This window comes from Psychromonas sp. SP041 (assembly GCF_000470315.2).
In the GTDB taxonomy this organism is placed as follows: domain Bacteria; phylum Pseudomonadota; class Gammaproteobacteria; order Enterobacterales; family Psychromonadaceae; genus Psychromonas.
This window is the reverse complement of sequence record NZ_CBRF02000004.1, coordinates 154,804-171,229: the sequence shown is the minus strand read 5'-3', so window position 1 is coordinate 171,229 and position 16,426 is coordinate 154,804. Positions and strand designations below refer to the sequence as shown.

The following is a 16,426-nucleotide window of genomic DNA, read 5'->3' as shown; positions in this document are numbered from 1 at the left end:
ATTTATTAATTGAAATGCCCGTATCCCCGCAAGCGAGAACTAAAAACCCAACATTACCAGAGACTTGGCAAGCAAGAATGATATGTTATCAAGATCCAAAGGGTGATATTAAAGGTTTTATTACCTCGTTAATCGATCCGACAGCTTATTCAATGGAAAGTTTATTGTCTGTGTACTGGGAGCGATGGGAAATAGAGCAGAGTTTTGGAGAGCTTAAAAACAATCAGTTGAATGGGGAAATTACACTACGAAGTCGTTTTCCCGAAGGAGTACGACAGGAGTTATGGGGGGTATTATTGGGTTATAACTTGATCCGACTTGAAATGGTTAATATTGCGCTAGAAGCGAAGGTTGAACCTACACGGATCAGTTTCACTGCTGCCATTTGTATTATAGATACACAAATAAGAGCCTATGCACTATCAGGTAATGGGACTATTCCGAAAAAACTTCAACTTATGCGAGAAGATGTTAAGCATTTTATTTTACCCAAAAAAGAAAACACCGAACGTTTTCACGTTCAGTGCTCTATATTCCATCTAGATATCCGTTAAGATATAAGCCTAAAATCTCTTAACCGAACGGCATTGTCAACAATGTGAGGCATTTTTTAAAGCAAAATATAAACTGCGAATTAATGTAGTTTTAGTCGAGGACGTAAAACTCGATTAATTTTTTCAACAATCGTCATTAAACCCGTACGAATATAACCGTGCAGTGCTACTTGATGCATACGATACAACGAAACGTAAACAACTTTAGCCAAACGTCCTTCTACCATCATAGACCCTTGCATCAAACTTCCCATTAAACTACCCACCGTACTGTAATTACTTAATGAAATTAGAGAGCCATAGTCTGTATATTTATAATCAATTAATGGTTTACCTTTAAGCGTTGCTAAAATATTTTTACCCACTAATGAAGCCATTTGATGAGCAGATTGAGCACGAGGGGGAACAAAGCCGCCATTGGGTAATGCACAGCTTGCACAGTCACCAATCGCATAAATATCGTTATCTAAAGTGGTTTGTAATGTAGGTTTAACGATTAACTGATTAATTCTGTTTGTTTCTAAACCGGCCAAATCTTTTAAATAATCAGGCGCTTTAATACCCGCAGCCCACACAATTAAGTCTGCTTTTATCAATTCACCAGATTTAGTTAACAATCCTTCTTCATTCGCTTCAGTCACCATAGTGTTAGTACGTACATCAACACCTAATTTAAGTAATTCGCGGTGTGCAGAAGCAGAAATACGTTTAGGTAAAGCAGGTAAAATACTATCGCCCGCTTCTATCAAACTCACACGTAAATCAGCGCTTTTAATATGAGAGAAACCATAACTAGAAACTTGTTTAAGTGAATTGTATAACTCAGCTGATAATTCAACACCCGTTGCACCAGCACCAATGATTGAAACGTTAACTGAATTGGTTTCTTTAACACCGAGTTGTAAATATTTATTTAACATACGATGATGGAATTTTTTAGCCTGTTGAGGGCTATCTAGAAAGATACAATGATCGCTAACACCTTTGGTATTAAAATCATTACTAACACTACCTAATGCCATAACTAAGATGTCATATTCAAGATGGCTTTCAGGTAATATTTGACACCCTTCTTCATCGAATAAAGCATCGATTGAAATTGTTTTATTAACGCGGTCTAAATGTCGCATTGCACCTAATTTAAAGTTAAAAGAATGGTTTGTTGCATGCGCTCTGTAACTTACAGCATCAATACCATCATCTAAAGACCCAGCCGCCACTTCATGTAACAATGGTTTCCAAAGATGAGTACTATTCTTATCAACTAGCGTAATATGTGCTTTTTGTTTCCGACCAAGCTTATTACCTAATTTCGTTGCTAACTCTAAACCGCCAGCACCGCCACCTACTATTACAATTTTCTTCATAACGACCTCAATAAAATTAAATTTTTTACAAAAAACACTCTTACTTCTATCGGAAAAATATGTTTTATAAAAAAAGTGGATCTACATCATACTTTATAAAAAGTAAGATTATAAAAAAATGGGCGCCAAGTCACCTTATTTTGCATTTGATTGCGAATGAAGTCGCATTTGGATTACCTAAAGTAAATTATAGGATAGTTTTTTATTTGAAGTTAAACCTGCATACAGCAGGTTTATAAAGTTGAGTTGACGTAATATGCTAACTAAAGATGTTTATTTATCTACTTTAAATTTTTTAATAGTTGATAGATGAGCGGTGATATCAGTAAATTTATGACCTTGATTTTGGTCAAAAATAATCGGGTAATAATCAGCTAGCTCATGGTTACTTACCTCACTATCAAGTACATCATCGACAGTTGAAAGAATGCATAAGCAATTACTTTCATTTTCACGTCGAAAATCACTGACACACTTTGTATCGATATCAAAATACTCTTCAGGCCATTCAATTCGTCCAACCATATTGTCTTCAGGATGTAAGTTAGGGTTAAATATGACTTGTTTAATACCGCATAAAAAACCAATTCTCTCGCTCCAATAACCACCAAGACCAACACCACAGATTAGGGGCGCACTATCATCAGTACTTTTAATATGCTGGTGTACTTCTTTTAAAATATGGCTCATGTCTTGTTTTGGTTGAATCGTACTGTAATGCACAAAACGAACATCTTGATCGATAGACTTTAATTGCATCACTTTTTCGTGATTACCAGGACTCGTTGCATCAAAACCATGTAAATAGATGATCATGTATTAAATTCCGCCTTTTTATACCATTGAGTGATACGACTTAAACATCTCATTATTAACAAGATCACATTAATAACGAGATTAATAAGACTCTAGGTTAATAAATATTATATATATACCCGTTACCATTCAAGCTAACGACCCAGAGGGCCTGCTGTGAAGTAAACACCTTAGTTGTTAGAAAGTATCGATTTAACCCGTTAGATCTTCCTTTGTCTGCCTAGCATCTGTTCACTTCACCGCTTGCTGAATTTTGCACCTTGAATGGTAATGGGATATATTAGTCTAAATAAACTTACTAATTGTGCAAGTATTGCTTAACACTATCTTAACGTAATTTAGCAGCTTTCATTAAAATCGAGTAATAAGCGTCTACTCTCAGCCCAATATATATTCTTTTGCAAAGGTAACGATAGTTTGTTTTTATCTGCCAACAATGATGCTATCAGCTCTTCGTTACAGTTATTAGTTATTTGTAAACCATCTAAAATGGTCATTGCAGCAGGCGTATCATTGCAAGCAAGTATAAGATCACAGCCTGCATGAATCGCTTCTTTTGCTCTAGATAAATGATTACCTACAAAACTCGCACCATGCATTGAAATATCATCGCTAATGATAGCCCCTGTAAAACCCAGTTTTTGTTTCAATATTTTCTGTAGCCAATACTCTGAAAAGCCACAAGGTAACGCATCACATTGTGCGTAAACAACATGTGATGGCATGATCGCATCTAATTTATTACTTTTAATTAACTCAGCGAACGGCTGCATGTCATGATTAAAAATTTGTTCAGCACTTCGGTTATCCACTGGTAGCGCAATATGAGAATCTGCTTTTACACTACCATGTCCAGGAAAATGTTTACCCGTACTAGACATACCAGCTAGTTTCATTCCTTCAATATACGCTGAAGCTAACAAAGTAACTTGGTCTTTATTCTCACTAAAAGCACGTTCTCTAATGACATCAGAGATACCATTGATATCTAATACTGGTGCGAAACTTAAATCAATATCACAGGCAAGCAATTCACTGGCCATAACAAATGCACTTGCTTTAGCTAAACTCAATGCTTCTTCCATTGATGATGAATTTGTAATGAGAGATCCACAAGAAGGTAACTCAGTAAATCCATCACGAAAACGTTGTACACGCCCTCCTTCATGATCGACCGAAATAATAATATCTTGTTTAGCGTATAGTCGAATTTGTTGTACTAATTCTTTTAACTGTAAAATATTATCAAAGTTACGAGTGAATAAAATAACACCAGCAACGAGTGGATGACCTAAATATTCTTGTTCAGTTACTGTTAACTGATAACCTTCTACATCCAAAATAACTGGGCGCATATTTATTTCCATTTTAATTAAAAAGCCAGCAATGCTGGCTTTAGAAATGACTTTATTGAACGATTTTTTAATTAAATCGTTTAAATTAAAGGAAATTACATCAACTAATTCTAGCCAGTAATTTTTTCACTTCTTTTAGTTTATCTTCTGGTGCAGTTTCTAACAGTTTAGTTAATATTGCTTTTGCACCTTCTTTTTCATCTATTTCTAAATAAGCATGTGCCAGATCTAATTGTGCAGCAACACCATCGGCATCAGTATCAAACTCCGTAAATGAATCGACGACATCAGGGAACTCATCTAATCCAAATTCTAAATTAAAATCCTCCTCTGTAACATCATCACTTTCATTACCCGTTAATAAGGTATCGATATCAATAAAACCTTTATCATCATTTTTATCAAAACTTGGTAGTGCTACATCTTCATTAAACGCACCATCACTTAATTGTTTTGCTAATGTATCGGCATCTACAGGAGTCTCTGCTAATGTTTCCAGCTCTTCAACATCTACTGCGATCTCTTCATCAATTGATTCAGGTTCTGCTTCTTGCTCAATTACGTCCTCATTAACCGATTCAAGTAATTCATCTACATCAGTGCTAACGTCTTCATTAACCGATTCAAGTAACTCATCTGCATCAGTGCTAACGTCTTCATTAACCGATTCAAGTAACTCATCTACATCAGTGCTAACGTCTTCATCAACCGATTCAAGTAACTCATCTACATCAGTGCTAACGTCTTCATCAACCGATTCAAGTAACTCATCTACATCAGTGCTAACGTCTTTATCAACCGATTCAAGTAACTCATCTACATCAGTGCTAACGTCTTCATCAACCGATTCAAGTAACTCATCTACATCAGTGCTAACGTCTTTATCAACCGATTCAAGCAACTCATCTACATCAGTGGTAACGTTTTCATCAATCGATTCAAGTAACTCATCTACATCTGTAGGAGTATCTGTTGGAATGTCTTCTTCAATAGTTTCAGGTAGAGCTTCCTCTATTTCTTGTTCATCGACCTCAGATAACGCTTCTATATCAGCTTCTGATGTTAATGAATCGATATCTTCAATTGCATTATTTTCTTCTGAAAAATCAAGTTCTATTGGTTCTTCGGCGATTTCTGATAAAGCAACTTCAATATCCCCTAATTCATCAGTATCAGTTTCTTGTTCAGCTTGTGCAAGTTCAGATTCCCACTGCGCAGCTAAATCTAAATCACTTTGGTCAGCCTCTTCTAGATTTAAATCCGCTTCGGACAAGTCAATGACGTCATCTGAACCATCAATCATGGCATCAAGATCAAAATCTAATTCATTGTCATTATTTTCATCTATATCAGGTGTTTCACCATCAATTAATTCAGTATCAACAACTTCTTCAACGTTATTTACTTGTTCAGTAATATCTTCTTGAAGTTCGTCAATATTACTTTCTTCGCTATTACTTATTTCATCATCGTTATTTTCAGCAATATCATCCATCGATGTGTCGACAATGAAATCACTGTCATCTAGATCGTCAGGCAAAGGCTGTATATCTAAATCGTCATCTAATAACGTATCAAATTCACTTTTCTCTTCGCTTAGAATGGCAGTTGATTCAGCTAATTCTTGTTGGCGTAAAGCCAATTCTCGTTTAGATTTTAAACGTAGAATCAGTAGGAAAATCCCCGTTAACAATAACAATGGAAACAAAATAGCAAAAATTAAGATAGAAGTTGATGAGCTAATAGCACGTAAAATAGTATTTAAAATACCTGTGCCACTGAATGGGGGCTCTTCGATAGCATCAATTTGTGCTTTATATTGATCAATCAGTGCTTGAAGCTCTTTCTGAACCTTTATATCTTCTTCCACTTGCTCTGAAAGAGAGGCTATTTGGTCACTTAACGGTTGTAACTTTAACTTTAAACGTTGGTTGGATTCTGTAGCAACAATTAATTGTTCACTTAACAAAGCAAGCTCTTTCTCTTGAATCGCTACTTGCTCCTCATTACGAGTTAACGTCTGTTCTTTATCTTCTAAGTCTTTTTTCAATCCCTCTACATTAGGTTCATCAATAGGTAAAAATGTAGGTTCTACGTTATTTTTAACATCCGTTTTTATTGCTTCAGGTGTCGGGATAGTTAACTTTTTTGGAGTAGGTTTACTAACTTTAGGTGCCGGTTTTAATAGCGCGTAAGCTTCAGCATTAGATTGTTGTGCGATTAATGCAGGGCTCGGTATGTTGATCACTGATGATTCAATAATTTTATTGATATCACCTTGACGAAAAGCTGATGGATTGGATTTATAAATAGCCGCTAAGGTTTGGTAAACAGACACATTATTATTAGGGCGAAGTTGAGTTGCAATTGACCATAACGTTTCAGAGCTCTTAATTGGCCCATACTTTGTTGGTATATTTGTTGGTGTATTTATTGGCGTAACAGGCGAAGCCGTAGGGACAGGAGTTACTTCAACAGCTTGTTGTATTTCGACTTCATCATTAGGACCAATAAGTTCAACACTTTGTGCAGGCACATTAAATAACAATGAAGAACAACAAACAAGACCAAGTAAAATGCGATTCATAAACGATCCTTGTGAGGGAAAAGCAAAACAATATTATTTATATAATAAACTAGGACAATCAATAGAAGATATTTTAAAACAAATAAAAAGGCTAGATTTGAGAGCTAGCCTATCAAAATACTATTTACAAATAAGTATAAGCTAACTTCTCCATTACTAATACTGCATTTGTTGCAATACCGTAATGAACATTGTCTGCACATACCCACATGTTAATACCTGCAGCATCACAAGTATCTTTACGTAAGCGTCCAACATGTACTTCAACGTTACCGACCACATCGTCGATCATGTTTGCATAATCACCAACAGACTCAGCCAATACAATATTATCACTGTGATGTAATGCGTTTGCCACTTCTTCAAGCTCGACAGGGTAATGCGTCACAATGTGAACAGCTTGTGAGCAACCGTAAAACATCGGAACAACAACTTGCGTAGTCGAAACAACCATTTCAGGGTCGTTTAATAAACGTCTTGTTTCTGCAGCTAAACGTAATTCAGAAAATGTAATGCCATCTTCATTGAATTCATCGATTTGCGGCACGATGTTAAATGCGATTTGTTGTTTAAATCTTTTTTGTTCAATACCTTTAGCATTCAACAAAAGTGCCGTCTCACTCGCTAATGCACTCACACCAACTTTACCAATACATGATACAGATTGGTAACCAGCAACCGTCACACGTTTAATACCAACTTCTTGATGAATTTGTTTAATCGCTAATGTTAATTGTGCTGTTTCAGGACTTGGAATAGCAATAATATTTGATTCACTGTAACGTGCAATATCATCATCATTAATGCCCATTTGTACTAAAGGTACCGCAGCATCTTCCAAATAATAACCACTGATATCAATAACAACACAATGCTCTTTTGCAATTGGGATCCATTGTTGTGCCACATCACGATCAGCAAGGAACAAAGCAATATCAACTTGTTGCCAATCAAATGATTCAATCTCTAATACATCAACTGGTTTACCTGAATACATAACAGAAGTTGTTTCTGACTCGCCAATATTTAAAGGAAAAATGTTATTAATTGCAAAGTCTCGTTTTAATAACACTTCTAAAGTCGTTTCAATACAACCGTCAATTTCACCAATAAGTGCAATATTATATTCTTTGTTCATGTTGACCTTTTATTTATTTTTAACAGTAAAACCAATTTTCTTTAAATTGATTTCTTGTGAATTCTGATGGATAGGATCAATAAAATTAAGTGAAAGAGTAGAAAGCTCTCTTCGTTCAGGATAATTTTTACGCATTTGATCAAAACCATTTATTTGATTAACTTTACTTCTAAATAAGGCATCATCTCTGCGCACATCATATATCAAATGTACTAAAGATTTTAATAATTCTGATGTTAAAGATGATTGAATATCAGTTTGGCTAATCTTTGCTTTAACTATAAAGTCAGTGCTATTTAAAAGCATTTCAGTTTTTAAATATTTACATAGCGCTTGATATAGCATTTCCGTACCACGTACGCGACCATCTAAGCTATAACCTGCAATATGCGGTGTTGCTAACGTGACAAAAGGCAACAATGCTTTCTCAATATTGGGTTCATTTTCCCAAACATCTAACACCAAGGTAGGTGTTTTCTGTTCCGTTGCTAATGTTAATAACGCTTGGTTATCTATCACTTCACCACGACAAGCATTAATCAATATCTGCTCAGGGGTAAGCTTTTGTAATACCGACTCATCAAACAGATGGAAAGTTTTAAAGGGACCTTCCATTGTCTTAGGGACATGTAATGAAATAATATCTGATTTCAAGACCTCAGAAAAGTCACAAAACTCTCTGGTATCGCCTGCTGCTTGTAAAGGTGGATCATATAATTTACAACGAACGCCTAATCCAGTTAAACATTGATAAACTGCACTACCTGTATTACCCGCACCAACAATCGCAACACTTTTATCGACTAATTCAAATTGATTACTTTCAGCTAACACCAACAATGCACTTAATACATATTCAGCAACTGATATTTTATTACACCCAGGCGCACTACTAAATGCGATGTTACGTTTTTGTAAGTAATTTAAATCAATATGGTCAGTACCAATCGTAGCCGTTCCAACAAATTTGATATTGTCGTTAAGGCTTAACAATGTTTGATCAACCTTAGTGATTGAACGTACTAATAATATGTCAGCATCTTTTACTTGTTCAGGTGTGACGTTACGTCCAGAAAAAGTAATTATTTCCCCGAAAGATTCGAAAAAATCCTTACCGTAAGGGACATTTTCATCAATGTAAATTTTCATCATTTATCCTGACTTATAACCAAACGAAAAAAAGGAGCCAAGGCTCCTTTTTTATGCATTAAACGATATATTATTTAAAACGTTTAAATACTAATGATGCATTTGTTCCACCAAAACCAAAACTGTTAGACATAACAATATCTAATTTAGCCGCTTCAGGTTTGTTTTTAACGATTGGAAGATTAACTGCTTTCTCATCAACTTCATCGATATTACAAGAAGCTGAGATAAAGTCATTTTCCATCATTAATAAGCTGTAGATAGCTTCATGAACACCCGCTGCACCTAATGAATGACCAGTTTGAGATTTAGTCGAGCTAATTTTTGGAGCGCCATCAGCGAATACGATGTTAATCGCTTCTAACTCTTTAACATCACCAACAGGTGTTGATGTACCGTGAGTATTTAAGTAATCAACATTACCTTCAACGGTAGAAAGTGCTTGTTGCATGCAACGTACAGCGCCTTCACCAGATGGAGCAACCATGTCGTAACCATCTGACGTTGCGCCGTAACCTACGATTTCTGCGTAAATTTTAGCACCACGAGCAAGTGCATGCTCAAGTTCTTCAACAACAACCATACCGCCGCCGCCAGAGATAACAAAACCATCGCGTTTTGTATCATAAGTACGAGATGCTTTATCAGGTGTTTCATTGTATTTACTTGAAAGTGCGCCCATCGCATCAAACTCACAAGCCATTGTCCAATCTAACTCTTCACCACCACCGGCAAAAACAATATCTTGTTTGCCAAGTTGGATTTGTTCAAGAGCGTGACCGATACAATGTGAGCTTGTTGCACAAGCAGAACTCATTGAGTAATTGATACCTTTGATTTTAAATGGTGTCGCGACACAAGCCGAAGTCGTGCTCGCCATCGTACGTGGAACCATATAAGGACCAACACGACGTACGCCTTTATCTTTCATGATTTGGCATGCATCAACCTGGTTTTTCGAAGAACCACCACCAGAGCCGGCTACTAAACCAGTACGCACATTTGAAACCATGTCTTCTGGTAAATTAGCATCAGCAACTGCTTGTTGCATTGACAAATAAGTGTATGCAGCTGCATCACCCATGAAACGCATTACTTTACGGTCAATATGCTCAGAAGGATTGATTTTTAAATCACCCCAAACTTGGCTACGCATTCCCACTTCTTTAAATTGCTCAGAAAATGTAATGCCTGACTGGCCACTTTTAAGTGATGCTAAAACTTCTTCTTTATTGTTACCAATACTAGAAACAATACCGATACCTGTAATTACTGCTCTTTTCATTATTAAGCCTTTATTGCTTGAGGGACTAATTATATGATCATCAAGTGTGAACCAATTTTCTTAAATCAACCTGACTTTTATAAAATATGATCGCATATATAGAGGAATATAACTTGTCTCAAGCTAAAAACAATATAATTAAGCAATCACAACTTTACTGGTCAGATCAGTTAGAAGCACATTCAAACCAATTTGATAGCGCTTATTTTAACAAAGATGAAGCAATTAACATATCTCAATATGTATTTTGTGACGGGAATTTATTACCTAAAAGGTGGGAATCGTTTTCAAGCCCCTTATTTTGCATTGTTGAAATAGGGTTTGAACGTGCAATTAACTTTATCAATACAGCACAACAATTCATAAACTTTAATAAGAAGCATCCCGATGCAACGCTTCAACGATTGCATTATATTAGTTTTGAACAATACCCTCTTAGTATTGAAGCGCTTAACAATGTCCTTCAGCAATTTCCGCAGTTTGCTGATGTAATAAAACCATTGATTGAACAATATCCAATGAAGCTTATTGGTTGCCATCGTTTATCTTTTCATAACGGACAAATATTATTAGATTTGTGGTTTGGCGATACGAACCAACAACTCAATAGTATAAATGAATGCCATGGTGGAATAGCTGATGCTTGGTTCATTAATAAATTGTATCTCAGTAAAGACTCAACAAAGGCACATCAAACATTCTTTGATAACCTCTCTAAACACTCTAAAAGACAAGCCACATTAAGTGCTTTAACAGCAACAAGCTTGGTTAGAAAGTCTTTAATACAATCAGGTTTTAATATAAAAATTGATAAAGGATACCAGCAAGAAGGTGAAATTTTATTAGGGGAAATGAGCAGTATTCCTGCTAATGAACAAGCTAACCAAGAAGATAATGAACAAGATAATCAAGAATCTTCAACGTCACTTCATCAGTCTCATATTAAAGATGTTGCCATCATAGGCGGTGGTATTTCAGCGTTATGTACCGCATTGTCTTTGGCAAAACGAGGCAATAAAGTCACTATCTATACTAAAGATAATCACTTAGGCACTGGCGCATCGGGTAACTTACAAGGTGCTCTCTATCCTTTATTAAACCAACAGCATGATGAGTTAGGCCAGTTATTTGCAAACGCTTATTTATATGCCCTAAATTTTTATAAAGAGATTGATCACCAATACCCTTTTGCTCACGAATTTAATGGCGTTATCCAACTCGCTTATGATCAGAGTTCAACAAAAAAACTGCAAAAGATACACGATGCTAAATTACCAGAGCAGCTGCTTCATTGGATAACACCTGAAGTAACTAATGAGTTGGCGGGTGTGAGTATTGACCACCCTGCATTATTTTATCCAACAGGTGGCTGGTTAAGTCCAAGAGAAGTTATTACTTCTTTGCATAAAAAATTAAATGAATTTAGCAATATAACGATTCACTATCAGCATCAAATTAAGACCTTTTCTGAACAACCAAGTTTAGATGGACAACTACCTAGGTTAACTAAATGGATGTTACAAGCAGAAGTCACTAATACATTAAATTCAAATAATGAATTAAAAGAATACACACACAACGCCTTAGTTATTGCCGCTGGATTTGATACTTTGACATTTTCTCAGTGCCGCGCAGTTCCTCTATCTGCTGCTAGAGGCCAAGTCAGTCATATTAAAACTAACTCTGCATTATCCCCATTAAAACGAACGCTTTGCCATGAAGGTTACTTAACACCTGAAATTGAAGGAGAGCATTGTATGGGAGCAACCTTCAAACGCCATGATCAAGATATTGCATATCGAGAGTCGGAACAAACGGACAATCATCAAAAACTCAAAAAGTGTATTGCAAACAAACCCTGGGTTGACTCAATTACAGTTAACGACCAAGCGCATATAGGAGTACGCTGTACAACGAGGGATCATTTTCCTTATGTTGGATCTTTAACAGATTACAATCAATTAAAGAAAAATTACGAACTTAGATCGCCAAGCAATGAAAAAATAAAAGTATTACCTGGGGTTTATTTATTAACAGGATTAGGCTCGAGAGGTTTATGTAGTGCACCTTTATTAGGCGAATTACTGGCAAGTGAAATGAACAATGAAAGCTTACCTCTTGATAAAAACATATATAAAAGGATGCAAATTCCACGACAGTGGATAAACTACATGCTTAAAAACAAACCCTTAAAAGATTAAAAAACAAACTGTTTATGCATAAATTGGTAGTAATTAGAAGTGAGCTCAGGATTGGACTTTGTTAAAAGCACAATTTACGGTAATCTACTGCTCCGGTTTAAGGGTTCAATAAAATAGTCCTTTTTAAAAAATTAAAGAGAAAAATTGCAGCTTAATGAAATATTCCCGCGTTTATATTAATAGCATGGCTTATCAACTAGCCCCAGAAGTGGTTACAAGTAAAGATTTAGAGTCTCGTCTTGCACCTTTGTATCAAAAACTACGTATTCCTGCTGGCCAGCTAGCCGCATTAACTGGAATTGAAGAAAGAAGATGGTGGCCAACTGATCACCGCTTGTCCGACGGCGCAATTGAAGCGGCTAAAAAATCATTAGATGAAACAGGTATCAATGTCGATGATATTGGTGCCGTTGTTTATACTGGTGTTTGTCGTGACCAGCACGAGCCAGCAACAGCTTGCCGTATCGCAGCAGAATTAGGTGTTAATAGAAGCACTGCCATTTATGACATTAGTAACGCATGTTTAGGTGTGTTGTCAGGCATATTAGACATCGCTAATCGCATTGAATTAGGCCAAATAAAAGCGGGATTAGTGGTCTCATGTGAATCTGCTCGTCATATTGTCGATATTACTATCGATAACATGCTGTCAAACCCGAGTATCCAAAATTTTTCTCAATCGCTTGCAACCTTAACAGGTGGTTCAGGTGCGGTTGCCGTATTACTGACCGATGGTTCATTACCACTTAAAAATGAACGTCAGCATAAACTATTAGGCGCAAGCCACCTTTCAGCACCAGAACATCATGATTTATGTAAATGGGGCTTACAAGAAGTCGGCCTTAAATTACATCGCGAATTCATGCGCACTAATGCCGTTCCTCTACTTAAAGAAGGTGTTTCATTAGCCTTAGATACATGGAAAGATTTTTTAACACAACAACAATGGACAGTTGGCAGTGTTGATAAAGTAATATGCCACCAAGTCGGTTCTGCGAACCAAAAGCAAGTGTTAGCAGCATTAGGTATTCCCACTGAAAAAGAATACCCTACCTTTCAATATTTAGGCAATATGGGCACAGTATCGTTACCTGTAACCGCCGCTTTAGCAGACGAAAATGGTTTCCTACAAAAAGGCCAAAATGTTAGCTTTTTGGGGATAGGCAGTGGTTTGAATTGTATGATGCTTGGATTGGAGTGGTAGTATGAATTTTGATAGTTTGTTTCCTTTCAGACGAAATTTCTTAGACTTAAATGGTCAGAAATATCATTACTTGAATGAAGGTTCAGGTGAACCTGTTGTGATGGTGCACGGTAATCCGAGTTGGTCTTTTTACTACCGTAATTTAGTAACCGAATTAAGTCATCAATATCAATGTATCGTGCCAGATCATATTGGTTGTGGCCTGTCTGACAAACCTTCAGATGCCGATTATGATTACACATTAAACCAACGAATTAACGATCTTGAAAAGCTATTAGACCATTTAAATATAAAACAAAATATCACTTTGGTTGTGCATGATTGGGGTGGCATGATTGGTATGGGCTACGCGGCGCGCTACCCAGAACGTATAAAACGTTTAGTCATTTTAAATACAGCGGCATTCAACTTACCTAAAACAAAGAAATTTCCTATTCCGTTGTGGATTTGTAGAAATACTTATTTAGGCACTGCGTTAGTACGTGGTTTCAATGCGTTTTCATCAATAGCGTCTTATGTTGGTGTTAAGCGTAAAGCAATGCCAGCAACCATTCGTAAAGCTTACGTCGCTCCTTTCAACTCTTGGAAGAACCGAATTTCTACTCTACGATTTGTTCAAGATATCCCATTGTCACCAGAAGATCGTAATTACCAGTTAGTTGAGAATATAGATAATAGCTTGAAACATTTTCAAACTATTCCTACGGTTATTTGTTGGGGTTTACAGGACTTTGTTTTTGATAAACACTTTTTAGCTATGTGGAAGGAAAAAATGCCACATGCAGAAGTACATGAATTTGCTGATTGTGGTCACTATATTCTTGAAGATGCGAGTAATGATGTGATTAATATTGTGCAAAAATTTATGGATAAAAACCCATAGATGTCCAACCCGAGTAAATTAAAAAAGCACAATAGAACCAGTACTAAAAGTAAAACAAAAAGCAATAAAGGAAACTTGTGCCGCCACTTAGTGGCAGCATCTAAAAATTTTCCAAATAGCCTTGCTGTTAGTGTGCAGAAAAAAAAGCTTAAAGGATTAACTTACAAAGAGTTAACCTTTGCGGAACTGCACCAACAAAGTGATGATATAGCTTATGCTTTAAACCAACTTGGTATTAAAGCTGGCGATAAAGCGGTACTAATGGTCACCCCAAGTATCGCTTTTTTTAATCTCACTTTTGCATTATTTAAAGCAGGGATTGTACCTATATTAGTCGACCCTGGAATGGGCGTTAAAAATCTCAAACAATGTTTTGATGAATCACAGCCAGATGCATTTATAGGTATTCCCAAAGCACACTTAGCTAGACTGTTATTTGCTTGGGGTAAAAAAACCATCAAGCATATCATCAATGTAAACGGTCCTGCTCTATTTGGTGGCCAACAGTTATCTCGCTTATTAAAAAAATATCCACGCACTAAGCCATATCTAATACAACAACTAAGCCCGCATCAATTAGCCGCCATCTTATTTACAAGCGGCAGCACTGGTACACCTAAAGGTGTTGTTTACAGCCACAGCATGTTTGAAGCGCAGATAAATGTATTAAAAAACGATTATGGAATTCAACTGGGTGAAGCTGATTTAGCAACTTTTCCTTTATTCTCATTATTTGGTCCTGCATTAGGCATGGCTTCAATTGTGCCAGAAATGGATGCAAGTCAGCCAATTAAAGCAAATCCACGTTATATTTTTGCCGCCATTGATAAGTATCAATGTACCAACTTATTTGCAAATCCAGCTTTACTTGAAGTACTCGGTAGAGCAGGTCAAAAAAGCAAACACACGTTACCCAGCTTAAGACGTGTTATTTCTGCAGGTGCCCCTGCGACACTTAGTTCTATTAATCGCTTTAGTAAGATGTTGACGGGTGCAGCTGAAGTTATTAACTCATACGGTGCGACCGAGTCATTACCTATTAGTAAAATAGGCAGCCAACAATTGCTTAATACGACGAATATTACCGATCAAGGTGGTGGTATCTGTGTAGGCTCCGCAATTGAAAATGTAGACATAGCAATCATTAAGATTACAGAGAAAGACATCAAAAATTGGCATGATGGTTTATTATTACCTGCTTTTGAAATTGGTGAAATTGTAGTCAAAGGCCCTCAAGTCAGTGCGAGCTACTATCATCGAGATCAAGCAACAGCACAAGCTAAGATTAAAGATGGGAACCATATACGTCATCGTATGGGCGATATAGGGTATTTAGATGATAAAGGAAAGTTATGGATGTGTGGACGTAAAGCACATCAAGTTTTATCAAATCACCTTGAAGTAGATAAAGCTTATTACTCTCTTCCCTGTGAGCGAATATTCAATACTCATAAAATGCTGAAACGTAGTGCGCTAGTAGCAGTCAATGCTAATGGAAAAATAACCCCCGCGCTCTGCATTGAAGTGGAGAAAGGTAATAGCATTAATCAACAAAGGCTATTTAATGAGTTAGAAGAAATCGCAAAGCAACATACACAAACTCAAGGTATCGAACTCTTTTACATTCATAAAAAATTTCCGATGGATATTCGTCACAACGCCAAAATATTTAGAGAAAAACTAGCGGTTTGGGCCCAAGCACAAATCTAAAGTTTATGATTGAATACAATAATAAACAAAAGATAAATAGATGGTTAAGTGAGTAAGTAGGTAAGTTAGTAAGTAGGTAAATGAGTAAATAGATAAGCGCTTAAAGACTTATTTAAATGTGTAAAAAACATTCAGAAATGCACGGATTAACGCTTGAATCAAAAGTTGATACTCAAC

At 36.3% G+C, this 16,426-nt stretch carries 11 protein-coding genes and 1 pseudogene; 5 read left to right on the top strand and 7 right to left on the bottom strand.

Annotated elements, in window-relative coordinates:
- Positions 1–577: pseudogene (locus SP041_RS03915) on the top strand (transposase); the annotation flags it as partial.
- A gap of 57 nt (positions 578–634) precedes the next feature.
- On the opposite strand, the gene SP041_RS03910 reads toward SP041_RS03915, so the two are convergent.
- The 7 genes from SP041_RS03910 to fabB form a co-directional block, all read right to left on the bottom strand.
- Positions 635–1,921 (bottom strand): NAD(P)/FAD-dependent oxidoreductase, encoded by a 1,287-nt coding sequence (locus SP041_RS03910; protein ID WP_025564721.1) that lies wholly within the window; start codon positions 1,919–1,921, stop codon positions 635–637.
- Between the two features lie 273 nt (positions 1,922–2,194).
- Positions 2,195–2,737, bottom strand: coding sequence for an alpha/beta hydrolase YcfP (gene ycfP, locus SP041_RS03905; protein WP_025564720.1), 543 nt, complete (start codon positions 2,735–2,737; stop codon positions 2,195–2,197).
- Between the two features lie 338 nt (positions 2,738–3,075).
- A complete protein-coding gene (nagZ, locus tag SP041_RS03900; protein WP_025564719.1) occupies positions 3,076–4,092 on the bottom strand; it encodes a beta-N-acetylhexosaminidase in 1,017 nt (338 codons plus the stop codon).
- Between the two features lie 100 nt (positions 4,093–4,192).
- On the bottom strand, positions 4,193–6,679 hold the full coding sequence (locus tag SP041_RS03895; RefSeq protein WP_137297420.1) for a FimV/HubP family polar landmark protein: 2,487 nt from the start codon (positions 6,677–6,679) through the stop codon (positions 4,193–4,195).
- 124 nt (positions 6,680–6,803) lie between these two features.
- The gene (locus SP041_RS03890; protein WP_025563896.1) at positions 6,804–7,817 is read right to left on the bottom strand and encodes an aspartate-semialdehyde dehydrogenase; all 1,014 of its coding nucleotides are present in this window, start codon (positions 7,815–7,817) and stop codon (positions 6,804–6,806) included.
- A gap of 9 nt (positions 7,818–7,826) precedes the next feature.
- Positions 7,827–8,966, bottom strand: coding sequence for a 4-phosphoerythronate dehydrogenase (locus SP041_RS03885; protein WP_025563898.1), 1,140 nt, complete (start codon positions 8,964–8,966; stop codon positions 7,827–7,829).
- A 70-nt stretch (positions 8,967–9,036) separates the two neighbouring features.
- Positions 9,037–10,251 (bottom strand): beta-ketoacyl-ACP synthase I, encoded by a 1,215-nt coding sequence (fabB, locus tag SP041_RS03880; protein ID WP_025563900.1) that lies wholly within the window; start codon positions 10,249–10,251, stop codon positions 9,037–9,039.
- Between the two features lie 113 nt (positions 10,252–10,364).
- Between fabB and mnmC the strand changes: the two genes are divergently transcribed.
- The 4 genes from mnmC (at position 10,365) to oleC (ending at position 16,249) form a co-directional block, all read left to right on the top strand.
- Complete coding sequence (gene mnmC / locus SP041_RS03875; RefSeq protein ID WP_025563902.1) at positions 10,365–12,452, top strand: FAD-dependent 5-carboxymethylaminomethyl-2-thiouridine(34) oxidoreductase MnmC; 2,088 nt, start codon at positions 10,365–10,367, stop codon at positions 12,450–12,452.
- A 154-nt stretch (positions 12,453–12,606) separates the two neighbouring features.
- Positions 12,607–13,656 (top strand): 3-oxoacyl-ACP synthase III, encoded by a 1,050-nt coding sequence (locus SP041_RS03870; RefSeq protein ID WP_025563904.1) that lies wholly within the window; start codon positions 12,607–12,609, stop codon positions 13,654–13,656.
- Position 13,657: 1 nt separating this feature from the next.
- Positions 13,658–14,539 carry an alpha/beta fold hydrolase gene (locus SP041_RS03865; RefSeq protein WP_025563906.1) on the top strand — a complete coding sequence of 294 codons (882 nt, stop codon included), beginning with the start codon at positions 13,658–13,660 and terminating at the stop codon, positions 14,537–14,539.
- A complete protein-coding gene (gene oleC, locus SP041_RS03860; protein ID WP_025563908.1) occupies positions 14,540–16,249 on the top strand; it encodes an olefin beta-lactone synthetase in 1,710 nt (569 codons plus the stop codon).
- Positions 16,250–16,426: the final 177 nt, after the last annotated feature.